This is a genomic window from Burkholderia sp. LMU1-1-1.1, from assembly GCF_040675865.1.
GTDB lineage: Bacteria > Pseudomonadota > Gammaproteobacteria > Burkholderiales > Burkholderiaceae_D > Rugamonas.
Genome location: NZ_JBEGHG010000023.1, coordinates 350,063 through 367,366, shown reverse-complemented (window position 1 = coordinate 367,366; position 17,304 = coordinate 350,063). Strand labels below are relative to the sequence as shown.

Below are 17,304 nucleotides of genomic sequence, written 5' to 3'. Positions count from 1 at the left end.
GGAGGAGGCCATGACTATCCGCCACGGCTGTTTTTTCAGCTATGCACACGGCCAGCATGCATACATGAGCAAATTCAAAAACGATTTGATTGATGCTCTGAAATGTTATCTGGAACCCCACTTCGACAACGAAAACGAATTGTTTGTCGACAGTGAGCAACTCGGCGGAGGCGACGACCTGGACGAGAAAATTGCCAGGGCGATGTGTGAAAGCGTTTGCATGATTGTTATTTATACACCGAAGTACGAAGCCCACGCCTACACCCGGCGTGAGTTTGCAGCGATGCAACTAATTGAGAACGAGCGTAAGAAATGGTACACGCTGCCCAGCCACCTGATCATCCCGGTCATCATGACGCGGCACCCGTCGGGGTTGCCGCCGCAGATTTCCGGGCCGGGCATGTACGTCGATTTTTCGCGGTACACGCTGGCGAGCGGCGACTTGAAGACCAACCCGGATTTTCTACCCGATATAGAAAAGATCGTCCTCCGCATCGCCGAGCACTACCACTACCTGAAACACTGCACGCCGCCCGAGCATGACTGTGGCCGTTTTGTCATGCCGGACATTCCGGCCGAGTGGCGCGCCATCCCTCCTCCCCACTTCCCTCGCTAAAGGTTTGTTATGGAAACCACATCATTGTCTTTGCCACCGCTCACAGCCAACGGCGAAGTGGTTACTTTCTATTCTTACAAGGGTGGGACGGGGCGCACGATGGCCTTGTCCAATCTGGCGGTGTTGTTGGCAAGACAGCAAAACGCGACCACCCCGGTATTGATGATCGATTGGGACATGGAAGCGCCCGGCCTGCATCACTACTTCGAGCACAGCGAGGAGCGAGCGGGCGTGCTCGAATTGTTCGAAGCCTGCCGGGAGCAGCTGCATCGGCGCCGCAAGGGGGCCGACGTGCTCGACGACGAGGAACTGGCGCACGAGGTGCTGGCCGCGGTGGGATGGGAGCAGTACGTCAGCCGGGTCGACCAGAGCAGCCAGCTATATCTGATGCGCGCCGGCCGTTTCGACGACAGCTACGGCGAGCGGCTGGCCGCCATGCACTGGGACGAGCTGTTCGACCGCTGCCCGGCGCTGTTCCGTTGCTTCGCCGACAAGCTGGCGCGCCACTTCCGTTACGTGCTGGTCGATTCGCGCACCGGCCGCACCGACACCGCCGGCATCTGCACCACCTTGCTGCCGCGCAAACTGGTGGTGGTGTTCACGCCCAACCGCCAAAGCCTGGAAGGAGTGCAGGCGTTGGTTACCCGCGCCACGGCGTACCGGCGCAGCCACGAGGACGAACAACGGCCGCTGGTCGTCTACCCGCTGCCGTCGCGCATCGAAATGGGCGACAGCACCCAGCGGGCCCAATGGCGGCGCGGCGACCCGCAGCATAATATAGTGGGCTACCAGCCCATCTTCGAGCGGCTGATGCGCGATTGCTATGGCATGCAGCAAGTGTCGCTGGACAGCTATTTCGACGAGGTCCAGCTACAGCAGACCCGCACCTTCGCCTACGGCGAGCAACTGGCGGTGCGGATGGACCAGGGCGGCGACCGCTTTTCGCTGACGCGCACCTTCGAGGCTTTCCTCGACTGGCTCGGGCCCGGTTATTTCCCGTGGCAGTCCAGCCGCGAGATCCATCTGCTGTCGGCCATCGAGGAGGCGCGCCAGGCGCTGGGCGAGGGCGGCGCGCGCGCCTTGTCGCAGCCGCTGGCGCGCGACCTCAACCTGCTGGGCGAGCTGTATCGCCGCGAAGGCAGGCTGCGCCAGGCGCTGGCCTGTCTGGAGGAAAGCCTGACGTTGCGACAGCGGGGCATGGGCGAAGACCATGTCGACACGCTGATCAGCAAGAGCAACCTGGCCGGTGTGCTGCGCCAGCAGGGGCGGCTGGACGAGGCGCAGTTCCTGGAGGAGTGCGTCGTCGAGGCGCGCGAGCGCCTGCTGGGGCCGGAGCACCTCGACACGCTCGCCGCGCGCGCCAACCTGGCCGCCACCTTGGCCGAGCAGGGCAAGGGCGCCGAGGCGCTGGGCATCCAGGACGGCGTGCTGGACGCCTACCTGCGCATGCTCGGCTCCGAGCATCTGCTGACCCTGTCCTGCAAGGCGGCCCGCGCCGACCTGTTGTTCCAGCGCGGCGACATCGACCAGGCCCGGCGCGAGCAGGAGCAGGTGCTGGCCAAGCGCAAGCGCTTGCTGGGCGCCGAGCACGCCGACACCTTGCGCAGCAAGACCGCGCTGGCCTGCACCCTGCTGGCGCAGAACGAGCAGGAGGCCGCCCGCGTGCTGTTCGACAAGGTCCTGCAGGCGCAGCTGCGCCGGCTGGGACCGGATCACGCGGACACCCGCAAGACGCTGGAGTTGCTCGGCCACGCGCAACCGGGCCGCTACGGCGCGGAGCCCGGTTCGTCGCCGGGGGCGGGGCGGGACGACTGCGCGCCGGTGCGCGAATTGCACCAGGACGCGGCGATGGACGACTACGACGACGCGCTGGGGTTGGCGCCACACCCACGCGCGCCCTTGTCCGTCAACAGCCCGCGCCCGCGCCCCGGCGACGACCTGTTGACGCTCGACGAGCAGCTCGCCAGCGGCCGGCCAGCGTCGCGTTAGCGTAAATTTATCTGGTTGCGACCCGGTCCGGGCGCGCAGTCCGGGCGTTGCTTCAGGTAAAATCTCTGTATGAGAATCCTGATCAGTAATGACGACGGTTACCTGGCCCCGGGCATCAACGCCCTGGCCGACGCGCTGGCGCCCATCGCCGACATCGTCGTCGTGGCGCCGGACAGCAACCGGTCCGGCTCGTCCAATTCGCTGTCGCTGGACCGGCCGCTGTCGGTGCAGCGGGCCGCCAATGGTTTCTATTTTGTTAATGGTACGCCGACCGATTGCGTGCACGTGGCGCTTACCGGCGTACTCGACTACCGGCCCGACCTGGTCGTCTCCGGCATCAACAACGGCCCCAACATGGGCGACGACACGCTGTATTCCGGCACCGTGGCGGCCGCCACCGAGGCCTATCTGTTCGGCATCCCCGCCATTGCCTTTTCCCAGGGCGCGTTCGGCTGGGAGCATATCGATGACGCCGCCCGTCACGCGCGCGACATCATCGAGCGCTATTATGAAACCCTGCCGCGCCCGTATCTGCTCAACGTCAACATCCCCAACCGGCCCTACGCGCAACTGACCCAGGTGGTCGCCACCCGGCTGGGCAAGCGCCACCAGTCGGAACCGGTGATCCGGTCGCAAGATCCGCGCGGCAGGGAAATTTTCTGGATCGGTCCGCCCGGCGCGACCAGGGACGCCGGCGAGGGCACCGACTTTTTTGCCTGCGCCAACGGCCGCACCTCGATCACGCCGCTGCAGGTCGATCTGACCCATAAAACGCAACTCGCGGCACTGGAAAAGGGCCTGGCATGAGCGACAAACCCCGTACCTTTCCGCTGCCGCTGTCGTCGGTAGTGGACAAGGGCGCGAAAAAGACCACCCTGTTCGCGCCGGTGGCCACGCCGCAGACGGCGACCCAGAACGCGGCCCGCCACGTGCCGCCGCAGCACGGTTATCCGGGGCCGCGCCCGGTGGCGGTGCCGTCCAAGGCCCACAGTTACGCGATGGAGCGGGCCCAGCCGGTGGTGGCGCCGGCCCCGCGCCAGAACCCGCTGGTGTCGGACGCGGTGCGCCGCGCCATGGTGCAGCGGGTGGCCAGGCAGGGCGTCAAGGACAACGTCGTGCTCGGCGCGCTGGAAAGCGTGCCGCGCCACATGTTCATGGAGGAGGCGCTGGCCTCCCAGGCCTACATCGACGCCTCGCTGCCGATCGGCCACCAGCAGACCATTTCCCAGCCCTATATCGTCGCCCGCATGATCGAGGTGATGCGCAACGGCGGCCAGCTTAAACGGGTGCTCGAGATCGGCACCGGCTGCGGCTACCAGGCGGCGGTGTTGGCAAGAGTGGCGCAAGAGGTTTATTCTATCGAGCGCATCAAGCCTCTGCATGAGCTCGCCAAGCACAATTTGCGGCCCCTGCGTGTGCCGAATCTACGCTTGCATTACGGAGATGGTATGCTTGGCCTGCCGCAAGCGGCGCCGTTCGATGGCATTATCCTGGCCGCGGCCGGTTTGGAGGTGCCGCAAGCCTTGCTCGAACAGCTGGCCATCGGTGGCCGGCTGGTGGCGCCGGTCGGCGCCCGCGCGCAGCGTCTGGAACTGATTACACGCATCGGCAAGAAGGAATGGACCAGCGAAACGCTGGAAGATTGCCATTTCGTCCCGTTGCGTCCGGGCACGGTGTGATCGTCCACCTGTCCGCATTGCGCTCGTACGCATCAAACTGAAATTTAAGATGAGAATGACAACTAAAAGTAATGTGCTCGTATTGAGCTTGGTGCTCGCTTTCCTGAGCGCCTGCAGCACCACCCCGAACCAGGCCCCGGTGATCGACCGTCCGGTGTCGACCCCGCCAGTGAAATCCGCCACGCCGAGCGAATCGGCGCAAGCGTCGCGCGACGAGCGCGGCCTGTACACGGTCAAAAAGGGCGATACCTTGATCCGCATCGCGCTCGAATACGGCCAGAACTACCGCGATCTGGTGGCTTGGAACAATCTGGCCAACCCGAACGACATCAAGGTCGACCAGGTGCTGCGCGTGTTGCCGCCTGACGCCGCCGGCAACGGCAGTGGCGTGGAGACGGCCGCCGTCGTCATGCCGCCGAGCGACAAGACGCCGCCGCCGGCGCCGGTGGTCAAGAAGACCGGTCCGAAAGGCGAGAAGCGTCCGTACACCGACGCCACCTTGGCCGAGCTGCAACGCGCCGACAATGGCAAGGAGGTCGCGGCCAACGGCGCGGCGGCCCCGGCCACGCCGGCGGCACCCGCCGCGCCGCCGGTGGCGCGTCCGCCGGCCGCGCCCGCGGCCCCGGCGGCAGCTGCGTCCGCCGCCGACGATGAGAAACTGAGCTGGATGTGGCCGTCCGAGGGCAAGGTCATCGCCACCTTCGACGAGGGCAAGAACAAGGGCGTCGACATCGCCGGCAAGGCCGGCCAGCATGTCGTGGCGGCCGGCGCCGGAAAAGTCATGTATGCCGGTAGCGGCATCCGTGGTTATGGTAATCTCGTTATTGTGAAGCACAGTAATAGCTTGTTGTCGGCCTACGCCCATAACCGTACCATCGTGGTCAAGGAAGGCCAGAGCGTGACCAAGGGACAAATGATTGCCGAGATGGGCGATTCGGACGCCGACTCCGTCAAGCTGCACTTTGAGATCAGGCAGCAAGGCAAACCGGTGGACCCGTCCAAATTCCTGCCTAACCGCTAGCTGAGCCATGAAACATACGCCGCACGACCCAATGGATGACGACTCGGCCCCGGAAGATTTCCAGGACGAGTCGAACGATGATGTAGTCATCGACGCCATTGACGGTGCGGACGGCGCGGAGGACGGCGGGCACCTGCCCGGAGCGCCGGCGGTGCTCGAGGTCGACGAACTGAAAAAGGTGCTGGCGGCCGAACTGTCGACCGACACCACCCAGCACTACCTGAACCAGATCGGCACCCGGCCGTTGCTGACGGCGCCGCAGGAGGTGCATTACGCCACCCTGGCCAAGGCCGGCGACTTCAGCGCCCGCCAGACCATGATCGAGCACAATCTGCGGCTCGTGGTCTCCATCGCCAAGCACTACATCAACCGTGGCGTGGTGCTGCTCGACATGATCGAGGAGGGCAACATCGGCCTGATGCGCGCGATCGACAAGTTCGAGCCCGAGCGCGGTTTCCGCTTTTCGACCTATGCCACCTGGTGGATACGCCAGAGCATCGAGCGCGCCATCATGAACCAGGCCCGCACGGTGCGCCTGCCGGTGCACATGGTGCGCGAACTGAATCAAATCCTGCGCGGCAAATACCATCTGGAAGCCCAGCACCACAACGGCAAGGACGCCACCGCCGAGGACATCGCCGAGCTGGTCGGCCGCCCGGTGGAGGAGGTGCAGGACATCCTGGCGCTGTCCGAGCACGCCACCTCGCTCGACGCCCCGCTCGACAACGATCCCCAGTCGTCGCTGATGGACATGCTGCCCGGCGACAGCGAAGACAGTCCCGATGCCCGCGCCGAGCACCACGAAATGACGGTGCTGATGCGCGACTGGCTCACCAAGCTGCCCGACAAGCAACGCATCGTCATCATGCGCCGTTTCGGCCTCGACAACGATGACCCGGCCACCCTGGAAACCCTGGCCGAGGAAATGGGCGTCACCCGCGAGCGCGTGCGCCAGATCCAGCAGGAGGCGCTGGTCAAACTCAAACGGGCCATGGCCGCGCGCGGCGTGGTGCGCGACTCCCTGCTTTAGCCACTCCGCCTTCTGCTATCATACTGGCCCCGGCATGCCCCCGGCCCCCGCTTGACCGGGCGCCCGGCGCCAGCCATTCTTTCTTTAAAATTAAATTTTATGCAAGATATTATCCTCGACATCAAATCGCTCGACATGGACGCCCGTGGCGTCGGCCATTTGCACAATGAAGACGGCTCGCAGGGCAAGGTGGTGTTTGTCGAGGGCGCGCTGCCGGGGGAAAAGGTCAGCTTTTACACCTTTAAAAAGAAGAAGAACTGGGAAATGGCGCGCATGACCGCGCTGCATCGCGAGTCGCCGATGCGGGTCACGCCCAAGTGCAAGCATTTCGACTACTGCGGCGGCTGCTCGATGCAGCATCTGGAGCCGACCGCGCAGGTGGCCATCAAGCAGCGCGTGCTGGAGGACAACCTGCGCCACATCGGCAAGGTCAAGCCGCTGACGGTGATGCGGCCGATGTACGGCCCGACCTGGGGCTACCGCTACCGTGCGCGGCTGTCGGTGCGCCACGTGGTCAAGAAGGGCACGGTGCTGGTCGGCTTCCACGAGAAGAAGTCGGTGTTCGTGGCCGATATCGACAGTTGCGAGATCCTGCCGCGCCACGTGTCGGACCTGCTGCTGCCGCTGCGCGCACTGATCGGCTCGCTGTCCTTGTACGACCAGGTGCCGCAAATCGAAGTGGCGATCGGCGAGGGAGTCACCGCGCTGGTGCTGCGCATCATGGCGCCGCTGACCAAGGACGACGAGGTTAAATTGAAAGCCTTCGCCGACCTGCACACGATCCAATTCTGGCTGCAGACCAAAGGGCCGGAGACGGCCGCGCCATTCTACCCGCTGGACCACGACCTGCATTACCTGCTGCCGGAATTCGGCATCAAGATGCCGTTCAAGCCGGTCGACTTCACGCAGGTCAACCACTACATCAACCGCGTGCTGGTGGGTAAGGCGCTGCGCCTGCTGGAAGTGCAGCCGCAAGACCGCGTCGCCGATCTGTTCTGCGGCCTGGGCAACTTCACCTTGCCGCTGGCGACGCAGGCGCGCGAGGTGGTCGGCATCGAGGGCAGCACCACGTTGTCGGAGCGGGCGCTGGACAACGCCAAGGCCAACGGGCTGTCGGACAAGACCACGTTCTACACGCGCAACCTGTTCGAGGTGACGGCCGACGATCTGATCGCGCTCGGCAAGTTTGACCGCATGCTGATCGACCCGCCGCGCGATGGCGCCATGGCGCTGAGCGAGGCGTTGGTGGCGTTGAGCGCAACGCGCGCGGACCTGCTGCCGAAGCGGATCGTGTATGTGTCTTGCAGCCCGTCGACCCTGGCGCGCGACGCCGGCATCCTGGTCAACGCCGGCTACGTGCTCGACAAGGCGGGCGTGGTCAACATGTTCCCGCACACCTCGCACGTGGAATCGATGGCGGTGTTCAATCTGGGGTGATTGCCGGGACGGTAATGAGCTTTGTATCGTAATGTTTATTTTGTAATGTTATTGACTTTGCCGCAGGCGTTTGCAACACTGGACTGACCCACATAGCATCCGGAGTTGGCATGCGCCTTCTGTCCCGTCTCATCGGCCTCGCCGCGTTCTGCGGCCTGCCGCTCGCCGTTTTCGCCCAAACCACCATCACCTCGTTTTCGCCCACCGGCACCGTCAAAGGCGTGCGCCAGGTGGTGGCGCGCTTCAGCGCGCCCATGGTTCCGCTGGGCGACATGCGCCTGGCCGACCCCTTCACCGTCGACTGCCCCGAGCAGGGTAAGGGACGCTGGATCGACGGCCAAAACTGGAGCTACGATTTCGACAGGGACCTGCCGGCCGGCGTGGCCTGCCGCTTCACCGCCAGGAGCGACGTCAAGGACCTGAGCGGCAAGCCGCTGGCCGGCGAACGCGCCTTCGGCTTCGACACCGGCGGCCCGGCCATCGTCGAATCGCTGCCGTATGAAGGCAGCAACCGCATCGACGAGCAGCAGATCTTCGTGCTCGGTCTCGACGCCCCCGCCAGCGACGCCACCATCGCCGCCAACGCCTGGTGCCGCGCCGACGGCGTGCACGAAAAAATCGGCGTGCGCATCCTCGCCGGCGCCGAGCGCCAGAAGATACTCGATCTGCGCAAGGACTTCGCCAACCGCTATCTGTCGCTGTACTTCAAGGCGCGCGGCGTGGTGTGGCGCGCCACGACGACGGTGCGCAGCAACCGGATCGAGAAGCTGCCGATCGTGGTGCTGCAATGCCAGCGGCCTTTGCCGGCGGAGGCCAACGTGGCGCTGGTCTGGGGCGCCGGCATCGCCGCCGACAGCGGCATCGTCACCGGCCAGGCGCAAACGCTGGCATTCAAGACGCGGCCGGACTTCACTGCCAAACTGAGTTGCGAAAGGCTGGCCGTCAAGGGCGGCTGCATTCCGTTCCTGCCGCTGCGATTGCAGTTCTCCGCACCGGTGCGCACGGCCGATGCGATGGCGGTCAGGGTGACGGCGCCCAACGGCAAAGTCTTCAAGCCGAAACTGGAAAAATACGATGCCAAGGCGGAGGATGTGGCGCACCTGACCATTCCGGGACCGTTCCCGGAAAACGCCAAATTGCTGCTGTCGCTGCCGCCCTCGCTGAAGGACGACGCCGGCCGGCCGTTGATCAATCAGCGGCGCTTCCCGATGGCGGTGCAGACCGCCGCGCAGCCGCCGCTGGTCAAGTTCCCGGCGCGCTTCGGCATCATCGAATCCAAAGGCGACCGCCTGCTGCCGGTCACCGTGCGGAATATCGAGGCCAACGTGGCCGGGCTGAAAACCGCGATCGAAGGCGCGTCCCTGCGGGTCAACGACGCCGGCACGCAGGAGCAGCAGGACCAGCAGATCATCGACTGGCTCAAGCGCATGAGTTATCGCGGCAGCTGGCAGCCGAATGAACTGGGTGGCGAGGCGTTGTACAAGCCGCTGCTGGCCGGCGGTGGAGCCGCCGCGACCCAGCGCTTCACCATGCCCAAGCCGGGCGGCCGGCAAGCGTTCGAGGTGGTCGGCATCCCGCTGCGCAAGCCGGGCTTTTACGTGGTCGAGCTGGCCAGCCCGAAACTGGGCGCGGCCTTGTCCGGCAAGCGCGAAACGGCCTACGTCAGTTCGGCCGCGCTGGTGACCAATCTGGTGGCGCACTTCAAGCGCGGCGCGCAGTCGTCGCTGGTGTGGGTGACGTCGCTCGACAAGGGCAAGCCGGTGGCACAGGCGCAGGTGTCCGTGCGCGACTGCGCCGGCAAGCAGGTGTGGCAGGGCGTCACCAACGGCGACGGCGTCGCGCGCATTGCGCAGGAGCTGGCCGAGAGCGCGTGCGAGCCGCGCGGCGGCTTCTTTGTCAGCGCGCGCAGCGGCGGCGACATGACGTTTACCTTGTCCGATTGGGATCGCGGCATCGAGAACTGGCGCTTCAACCTGCCGACCGAAGGTGAGGGGGCAGACAACGTCATCGCCGCCACGGTATTCGACCGCACCTTGCTGCGCGCCGGCGAGACGGTGCACATGAAGCACTTCCTGCGCCGCCACGTGGAGCAGGGGATCGCGCTGGTCGGCGCGAACGACGCGCCGCGCAAGCAGCGGCCCGCCTACGACACCAACCAGCTGACGGCCGAGCAGCGCAAGGCGCAGCCGTCGAGCATTTTCCTGGTCCACGAGGGCAGCGAGCAGCGCTACGAGTTGCCGATCGCCTGGAGCGCCAACGCCACCGCCGCCAACGACTGGGCGATTCCGGCCGACGCCAAGCAGGGCTGGTATCAGGTGATGCTGGGCGGCCGCGTGGCCGGGCGCTTCCGGGTCGAGCAGTTCCGCGTGCCGACCATGAAGGCCCTGCTGCAAGGACCGAAGGCGCCGGCGGTGCAGGCCACGTCGGTCGACCTGGACGTGCAACTGAGCTACCTGTCCGGCGGTGGCGCCGGCGGGGCGCCGGTGCAACTGCGCACGGTGGTGCAGGACAAGCAGGTCGGCTTCGAGGATTACGAGAACTTCACCTTCAGCAGCGGCGACGTCAAGCTCGGCGTGGAGCGCCAGTCGGGCGCCTTCGATGAGGACGAGGGCGTCTTCGTCGACGGCGGCGAGGATGCCACCGAAGGCGCCGCCACCGGCTTCAAGACGCGCAATCTGACCTTGGACAAGGCCGGCGGCACCCGCGTCACGCTCGACCAGCTGCCCGCCGTCACGGTTCCGCACGAGCTGATGGCGGAGATGTCCTATCAGGACGCCAACGGCGAGACCTTGTCGGTGGCCACCCGCATTCCCCTGTGGCCGTCGAACTACGTGATCGGCATCCAGCCCGACGGCTGGGTGATGAGCAAGGACGCGCTCAAGTTCCAGGTGGTGGTGCTCGACCTGCAGGGCAAGCCGGTGGCCGACGCGCCGGTGTCGGTGGACTTCTTCCAGCGGCAGTCGTACGCGCACCGGCGGCGCTTGATCGGCGGCTTTTACGCCTACGAGAACAGCAGCGAAGTCAAAGCCATGGGCGCCGCCTGCGAAGGCCGGACCGACACCAAGGGGCTGCTGATTTGCCAGGTCAAGGCGCCCGCCTCGGGCAACCTGATCCTGCGCGCGCAAACCCGCGACGGCGGACAGCATGTGGCCATGACCCACCGCGAAATGTGGGTGGCCGACGGCGACGACTGGTGGTTCAGCGCCACCGACAACGACCGCATCGACCTGCTGCCGGAGAAGAAGCGTTACGAACCGGGCGACACCGCCAGCTTCCAGGTGCGCATGCCGTTCCGCGAGGCGACCGCGCTGGTGACGGTGGAGCGCGAAGGCGTGATCGACACGTATGTGCGGCCGCTGACCGCGAGCGAGCCGGTGTTCACGATCCCGGTCAAGAAGGCTTACGCGCCCAACGTCTACGTGTCGGCGCTGGTGGTGCGCGGCCGCGTGGCGAGCGTGCAGCCGACCGCGCTGGTCGATTTGGGCAAGCCGGCCTACAAGCTGGGGATCGCGCCGCTGCGCGTGGGCTGGTCCGCCAATGAGCTGAAGGTGCAGGTGACTGCCGACAAGCAGGTCTACAAGGTGCGCGACAAGGCCAGTGTCAAGGTCAAGGTGACGCGCGCCGATGGTTCGGCGCCGCCGGCCGGCGCCGAGGTGGCGCTGGCGGCGGTCGATGTCGGCCTGCTGGAGTTGATGCCGAACGCCAGCTGGGACCTGCTGGAGACGATGATGCAGCAGCGCAGCCTGCAGGTGCAGACCGCGACCGCGCAGATGCAGGTGGTCGGCAAGCGCCACTTCGGCCGCAAGGCCGTGCCGCACGGCGGCGGCGGCGGCGGCAAGGGCGGCGGCAGGGAACTGTTCGACACGCTGCTGTTCTGGAAGGCGCGCGTGACGCTCGACGCCAACGGCGAAGCCTCGGTGGAGGTGCCGATCAACGATTCGCTGACGGCTTTCCGCATCGTCGCCATCGCCAACGCGCAGGCCGATTTGTTCGGCACCGGCCGCACGGAGGTGCGCAGCTCGCAGGATCTGATCCTGCTATCCGGCCTGCCGGCGGTGGTGCGCGAGGGCGACCGCTTCCGCGCCGGTTTCACCTTGCGCAATACGACCGATGCCGCCGTCAAGGTCACGCTGGGCGCGAGCGCCGCCGGCAAGGCGCTGGCGCGGCAGCAGGTGGCGCTGGAGGCCGGGGAGGCGCGGGAAGTGGGCTGGGATTATGAGGTGCCGCTGGGCGCCTCGTCGCTGGCGTGGGACGTCAGCGCAAGCATTGCTGGCGTAGATGATGCTCCGGCCTCGCGCGACCGCTTGAAGGTCAAGCAGAAAGTCGTGGCGGCGGTGCCGCTGCGTACCACGCAGGCGACCCTGCTCCAGCTGGAGCGCAAGCAGAGCATCCCGGTCAAGCTGCCGGAGGACGCCTTGCCGGGCCGTGGCGGCGTGCAGACGCAATTCGCCACCACCCTGGGCGGCGATATGCCGGGTGTGCGCGACTACATGGCCGCCTATCCTTACCGCTGCTTCGAGCAGGTGGCGTCGCGCGCGATCGCGCTGCACGATCCTTCCATGTGGCAGTCGGCGCTGGAGATCTTGCCCGCGCACTTGGATGCGAATGGCCTCGTCAAGTATTTCGCGAGCATGCAGTCGGGCAGCGATAGCCTGACCGCCTATGTGCTGTCCGCTTCCGACGAAGCCGGCTACGACATCCCGCCGGAGCTGAAAGCGCGCATGGAGTCCGGCTTGCTGGCCTTCGTGCAGGGCAAAGTGGTGCTGCAGTCGGCCCTGCCGACGGCCGATCTGGCGGTGCGCAAGATCGCCGCGCTGGAGGCGCTGTCGCGCTCCAACGGCATCAACGCCAGCGAGCTCGAATCGTTCACGATCGCGCCGAATCTGTGGCCCACGTCGGCCGTCATCGACTGGTATCTGATCCTGCGGCGCTCGGACAAGCTGCCGCAGCGCGTCCAGCGGCTGGCCAGTGCGGAGCAGATTTTGCGTTCGCGCCTGAACCTCCAGGGCACGACGATGGGCTTTTCGACCGAACGCACCGACGATTGGTGGTGGCTGATGGCGTCCGCCGACAGCAACGCCAACCGGCTGCTGCTGGCGATGGCCGACAATCCCGCCTGGCGCGACGACATGGGCCGGCTGGCGCGCGGCGCGCTGGGACGGCAACGCGCCGGCCGCTGGGGCACGACGGTGGCCAATGCCTGGGGCGTGCTGGCGCTGGACCGCTTCGCGCAAAAGTTCGAGAGCCAGAAGGTGACGGGCACCGCCAGCGCTACCCTGGGACAGGCCAGCAAGAGCATCGCCTTCGGCGGCGACGCCAGCGGCGGCAAAGCCATGCTGCCGTGGCCGCGCGGCGGCAGCGGCAACCTGGAACTGGATCACGCCGGCGCCGGCAAGCCGTGGGTGACCTTGCAGACCATCGCGGCGTTGCCGCTCAAGGCGCCGCTGTCGAGCGGCTACAAGATCGCCAAGACCATCACGCCGGTCGAGCAGGCGGTCAAGGGCGTGTGGTCGCGCGGCGATGTCTATCGGGTGCGGCTGGATCTGGAGGCGCAATCGGACATGACCTGGGTGGTGGTGGACGATCCGATCCCGGCCAGCGCCACGGTGCTCGGCTCGGGATTGGGCCGCGATTCGGCGCTGCTGGACGCGGGCAACCGCCGCACCGGCTGGGTCGAACCGGCGTTCGAGGAGCGCACGTTCGAGGGCTTCCATTCGTTCTATCAGTTCGTACCGAAAGGCAAGTGGAGCGTCGAGTACACGGTGCGGCTGAATAACGCGGGCCAGTTCAATCTGCCGCCGACCCGCGTCGAAGCGATGTACAGCCCGGAGATGTTCGGCGAGTCGCCTAACGCGCCGTTGAGGGTGAAATGAGATCGATCTTGTTTGTCATGCTGGCGCTGGCCGGCGCCGCCCACGCCGCCGGTCCGCAGGCGCAGGAGGTGCCGACACCGGAACAGGTGCGCGCCGGCTACCGCTCGTCCGAGGCGGCGCTGCTGGACCGCCACGGCGAGCCGGTGCAGTCGCTGCGCATCGACATGGCGGTGCGCCGGCTGCCCTGGGTGGAGTTGAAGGACATCTCTCCCGCGCTGCCGGGGGCGATTTTGCAGGCGGAGGACCAGCGCTTCTATCAACACGATGGCGTCGACTGGAGCGCCGCCGCCAAGGCGGCCTGGGATAACCTGTTCCGTGACCGGCCGCGCGGGGCGTCGACCATCACCATGCAATTGGCCGCGCTGCTGCATCCCGATCTGCGGCCGAGCGCAAAGGGCCGCAGCTGGGGCCAGAAGTGGGATCAGATCAAGGCCGCGCGCCAGCTCGACGCCACCTGGAGCAAGCAGCAGATCATCGAGGCGTACCTGAACCTGGTGTCCTATCGCGGCGAGCTGCAAGGCGTCGGCGCGGCGTCGCGCATCCTGTTCGGCAAGGCGCCCTCTGGCCTGAACCAGTCCGAATCGGTGATACTCGCCAGCCTGCTGCGCGGGCCGTCGGCCTCGCCCAAGATCGTCTCCCAGCGCGCCTGCGCGTTGGGGCGCGAGTTGAAAATGCCCGCGACTTGCAGCGATATCGAGCTGCGCATCCTGGTCGCGTTGGGGCGTCCGCAGCTGGCTGTCGATTTGCCGCCCGCGCCGCAGGTCGCGCAGCAACTGCTGACCGGTGGCGGACAATCGGTCCGCAGCACCCTGGACGGGGAGTTGCAGCGGTATGCGCAGACCGTCCTGCGCCAGCAGTTGATGTCGCTGCAAGGGCGTAACGTCCACGATGGCGCCGTGGTGGTGCTCGACAACGCCAGCGGCGACATCCTCGCCTATGTCGGCAATGCCGGCGACGGCGAGGTCGATGGCGTGGCGGCGCTGCGGCAGGCCGGGTCCACGCTGAAACCATTTTTGTACGAGCTGGCGATCGAGCGCAAGCTGATCACCGCCGCCTCGCTGATGGACGACACGGCGATCGATATCTCCACGCCGTCCGGCCTGTACGTTCCGCAGAATTACGACAAGGATTTCAAGGGCTATGTCAGCGTCAGGACCAGCCTTGCCAGTTCGTTGAACGTGCCGGCGGTGCGCACCTTGGTGATGACGGGATTGGAGCGCTTCCACGAGCGGCTGCGCGACGTGGGCCTGAGCAGCTTGACGCAATCGGCCGATTACTATGGCTACTCGCTGGCGTTGGGTTCCGCCGAGGTGTCGCTGCTGGAGTTGAGCAATGCCTACCGCGTGCTGGCCAATGGCGGCATGGCGGGGCCGGCGCGGTTGTCGTTGGCCGCCGCGCCGGGAGAGGCGCCGCGCCGCGTGCTCGATCAGCGCGCCAGCTTCATCGTCGGCGATATCTTGGCCGATCGGGGCGCGCGCAGCCTGACCTTCGGCCTGAAGAACGAACTGGCGACGACCTTCTGGAGCGCCGTCAAAACCGGCACCAGCAAGGACATGCGCGATAACTGGTGTGTCGGTTACACGGACCGCTACACGGTCGGGGTCTGGGTCGGCAATTTCGACGGCCAGCCGATGTGGGATGTGTCCGGGGTGACGGGGGCGGCGCCGGTGTGGCGGGATGTCGTCGACTATTTGCATCGCGGCCGGCCGAGCGGGGCGCCGAAAGCGCCGCCCGGGGTGGCGCGCCAGCAGATCGTCTATCAACCGGCGCTGGAGACGGCGCGCGGCGAGTGGTTCCTGGCCGGGACCGAAAGTCCGGTCATCGCGCTGGTCGGCGATGCTGGGAGGGCGCCGAAGATACTCTATCCGGGCGATACGGGGATTATCGCGCTCGATCCGGATATCCCGAAGAGTATCGAGCGGGTGTTTTTCCACGCGCAGGGCGGGCGAGGGCTGCGATGGCGGCTGGACGGCACGGCGCTGGGCGGGGCGGACAGGGATTACGCTTGGCATCCGGTGGCGGGACAGCATGAGCTGGCGCTGGTGGATGGCGAGGACAAGGTCGTCGCCAGCAGCCGCTTCCAGGTGCGAGGCAACGCCGAGTCAAACCCATCACCGTTTTAACGACATGCCGGCGATGCGTCTTTGGGGTCGTACCCCTTGGGGTACGACCCCGATTGGCCGTGCGGGTTTGCCTGGCTGCCAGGACCAATAAAAAAGCCGGCGCGAGGCCGGCTTTCTGGATGCTACCAACTAACGATCTTAATCGCGGCTGCCGCCGGCGATACCCAGCAGCGACAACAGGCTGGTGAAGATGTTGTACACGTCGAGGTACAAACGCAGCGTGGCGCTGATGTAGTTGGTCTCGCCGCCGTTGATGATCTGCTGCACGTCATACAGGATGTACGCGGAGAAGATCGCGATCGCCACTACCGAGATGACGATGCCCAGTGCCGGGATGTTCAGGAAGATGTTGGCAAGCGACGCCAAAATCAGCACGATGACACCGGCGAACAGCCACGTGGCCATGCCCGAGAAATCACGCTTGGAGACCGTGGCGATCGATGCCAGCACCGCGAACACCGAGGCCGTGCCACCGAAGGCCGCCATGATCAGGAAGCCGCCGTTGGAGAAGCCCAGGATGCGCGACAGCAGAGGCGTCAACATCAGACCCATGAAGAACGTGAAGCCCAGCAGCAGGGCCACGCCCATGCCGGAATCCTTGTTCTTTTCAATCGCCCAGATGAAACCGAAGGCGCCGGCCAGGAACACCAGTGCCATCAGGCCGCCGCCCAGCGGCAGGTGCAGGGACACGCCCAGCGCCGCGCCAAACACGGTCGGTATCATCGACAACGCGAGCAGCCAGTACGTGTTGCGCAGCACGTTGTGCTGTACGGCACGACGACTGCCTGCCGACAGATCGTAAGTTTTTTCCATATTAATCATAGTGCCTCCCTCAAAGTGATTCGGTTTACCGCTTGTTAAAAGCATAGCACGTACCAGCCGAAATACCCAAAAACATGTACCAAAAGCACTTAATCCGGGCTTAAACGCTCGCAACCCCGTCAAAACCGGGAGTTTTCGCCCCGAAACGGGGCATTCGCCTGGCCGCTTGCAGCCTTATCTGGTGCCCTTGCTCGGAATATGGGGTGTTCTATGGTAAAATCAAAGGTTGATTGAGCTATCAATTTTGTTTTAAACCTTTCTTTTTATTGGAGTTTTTCAAATGGCAATCGAACGCACCCTGTCGATCATCAAACCAGACGCAGTTGCAAAAAACGTTATCGGCCAAATCTACAGCCGTTTCGAAGGCGCTGGCCTGAAGATCGTTGCTGCTCAAATGAAGCAGCTGTCGCGTGAAGAGGCTGAAGGTTTCTACGCCGCGCACAAAGAGCGCGGCTTCTTCAAAGACCTGGTCGATTTCATGGTCTCGGGCCCAGTCATGATCCAGGCACTGGAAGGCGAAAACGCCGTCCTGAAAAACCGCGAACTGATGGGCGCCACCGATCCTAAGAAGGCTGAAAAAGGCACCATCCGTGCTGACTTCGCCGACTCGATCGACGCCAACGCCGTTCACGGTTCCGACGCTGTCGAAGCCGCTGCAGTTGAAATTGCCTACTTCTTCGGCAAGTAATTCGCGGTAAGTAATTCGTGCAATAC

The 17,304-nt window shown here is 65.4% G+C and carries 11 protein-coding genes; 10 read left to right on the top strand and 1 reads right to left on the bottom strand.

What is annotated here, in order from left to right; all coding sequences use genetic code 11:
• Positions 1-10: 10 nt before the first annotated feature.
• The 9 genes from MRBLMU1_RS19990 to pbpC all read left to right on the top strand — a co-directional run bounded on the left by MRBLMU1_RS19990 (position 11) and on the right by pbpC (position 15,768).
• A complete protein-coding gene (locus tag MRBLMU1_RS19990; RefSeq protein ID WP_363504659.1) occupies positions 11-616 on the top strand; it encodes a toll/interleukin-1 receptor domain-containing protein in 606 nt (201 codons plus the stop codon).
• Positions 617-625: 9 nt separating this feature from the next.
• Positions 626-2,605, top strand: a complete 1,980-nt coding sequence (locus tag MRBLMU1_RS19985; RefSeq protein WP_414646095.1) for a KGGVGR-motif variant AAA ATPase — start codon at positions 626-628, stop codon at positions 2,603-2,605.
• Positions 2,606-2,674: 69 nt separating this feature from the next.
• Positions 2,675-3,412 (top strand): 5'/3'-nucleotidase SurE, encoded by a 738-nt coding sequence (surE, locus tag MRBLMU1_RS19980; protein ID WP_363504653.1) that lies wholly within the window; start codon positions 2,675-2,677, stop codon positions 3,410-3,412.
• On the top strand, positions 3,409-4,284 hold the full coding sequence (locus MRBLMU1_RS19975) for a protein-L-isoaspartate(D-aspartate) O-methyltransferase (RefSeq protein ID WP_363504650.1): 876 nt from the start codon (positions 3,409-3,411) through the stop codon (positions 4,282-4,284). The genes surE and MRBLMU1_RS19975 overlap by 4 nt, the downstream gene beginning before the upstream one ends.
• Positions 4,285-4,339: 55 nt before the next feature.
• The gene (locus tag MRBLMU1_RS19970) at positions 4,340-5,305 is read left to right on the top strand and encodes a peptidoglycan DD-metalloendopeptidase family protein (protein WP_363504647.1); all 966 of its coding nucleotides are present in this window, start codon (positions 4,340-4,342) and stop codon (positions 5,303-5,305) included.
• 7 nt (positions 5,306-5,312) lie between these two features.
• Positions 5,313-6,335 carry an RNA polymerase sigma factor RpoS gene (gene rpoS, locus MRBLMU1_RS19965; protein WP_363504644.1) on the top strand — a complete coding sequence of 341 codons (1,023 nt, stop codon included), beginning with the start codon at positions 5,313-5,315 and terminating at the stop codon, positions 6,333-6,335.
• Positions 6,336-6,434: 99 nt separating this feature from the next.
• Positions 6,435-7,772: a 23S rRNA (uracil(1939)-C(5))-methyltransferase RlmD gene (rlmD, locus tag MRBLMU1_RS19960; RefSeq protein ID WP_363504641.1), complete on the top strand. Its 1,338-nt coding sequence runs from the start codon at positions 6,435-6,437 to the stop codon at positions 7,770-7,772.
• A 110-nt stretch (positions 7,773-7,882) separates the two neighbouring features.
• Entirely contained in the window at positions 7,883-13,645 is a 5,763-nt protein-coding gene (locus MRBLMU1_RS19955; protein WP_363504638.1) for an alpha-2-macroglobulin family protein, read from the top strand.
• The gene (pbpC, locus tag MRBLMU1_RS19950; protein ID WP_363504635.1) at positions 13,642-15,768 is read left to right on the top strand and encodes a penicillin-binding protein 1C; all 2,127 of its coding nucleotides are present in this window, start codon (positions 13,642-13,644) and stop codon (positions 15,766-15,768) included. Before MRBLMU1_RS19955 ends, pbpC begins: the two co-directional genes overlap by 4 nt.
• A 138-nt stretch (positions 15,769-15,906) precedes the next feature.
• On the opposite strand, the gene MRBLMU1_RS19945 is transcribed toward pbpC, so the two are convergent.
• Complete coding sequence (locus tag MRBLMU1_RS19945) at positions 15,907-16,590, bottom strand: Bax inhibitor-1/YccA family protein (RefSeq protein WP_363504632.1); 684 nt, start codon at positions 16,588-16,590, stop codon at positions 15,907-15,909.
• A 280-nt stretch (positions 16,591-16,870) separates the two neighbouring features.
• Between MRBLMU1_RS19945 and ndk the strand changes: the two genes are divergently transcribed.
• Entirely contained in the window at positions 16,871-17,278 is a 408-nt protein-coding gene (gene ndk, locus MRBLMU1_RS19940; RefSeq protein WP_090314593.1) for a nucleoside-diphosphate kinase, read from the top strand.
• Positions 17,279-17,304 lie beyond the last annotated feature (26 nt).

Coding starts and splice junctions, on each gene's coding strand:
- MRBLMU1_RS19990 (WP_363504659.1), top strand. CDS start 11: ATGACTATCCGCCACGGCTGTTTTTTCAGCTATGCACACGGCCAGCAT.
- MRBLMU1_RS19985 (WP_414646095.1), top strand. CDS start 626: ATGGAAACCACATCATTGTCTTTGCCACCGCTCACAGCCAACGGCGAA.
- surE (WP_363504653.1), top strand. CDS start 2,675: ATGAGAATCCTGATCAGTAATGACGACGGTTACCTGGCCCCGGGCATC.
- MRBLMU1_RS19975 (WP_363504650.1), top strand. CDS start 3,409: ATGAGCGACAAACCCCGTACCTTTCCGCTGCCGCTGTCGTCGGTAGTG.
- MRBLMU1_RS19970 (WP_363504647.1), top strand. CDS start 4,340: ATGACAACTAAAAGTAATGTGCTCGTATTGAGCTTGGTGCTCGCTTTC.
- rpoS (WP_363504644.1), top strand. CDS start 5,313: ATGAAACATACGCCGCACGACCCAATGGATGACGACTCGGCCCCGGAA.
- rlmD (WP_363504641.1), top strand. CDS start 6,435: ATGCAAGATATTATCCTCGACATCAAATCGCTCGACATGGACGCCCGT.
- MRBLMU1_RS19955 (WP_363504638.1), top strand. CDS start 7,883: ATGCGCCTTCTGTCCCGTCTCATCGGCCTCGCCGCGTTCTGCGGCCTG.
- pbpC (WP_363504635.1), top strand. CDS start 13,642: ATGAGATCGATCTTGTTTGTCATGCTGGCGCTGGCCGGCGCCGCCCAC.
- MRBLMU1_RS19945 (WP_363504632.1), bottom strand. CDS start 16,590: ATGATTAATATGGAAAAAACTTACGATCTGTCGGCAGGCAGTCGTCGT.
- ndk (WP_090314593.1), top strand. CDS start 16,871: ATGGCAATCGAACGCACCCTGTCGATCATCAAACCAGACGCAGTTGCA.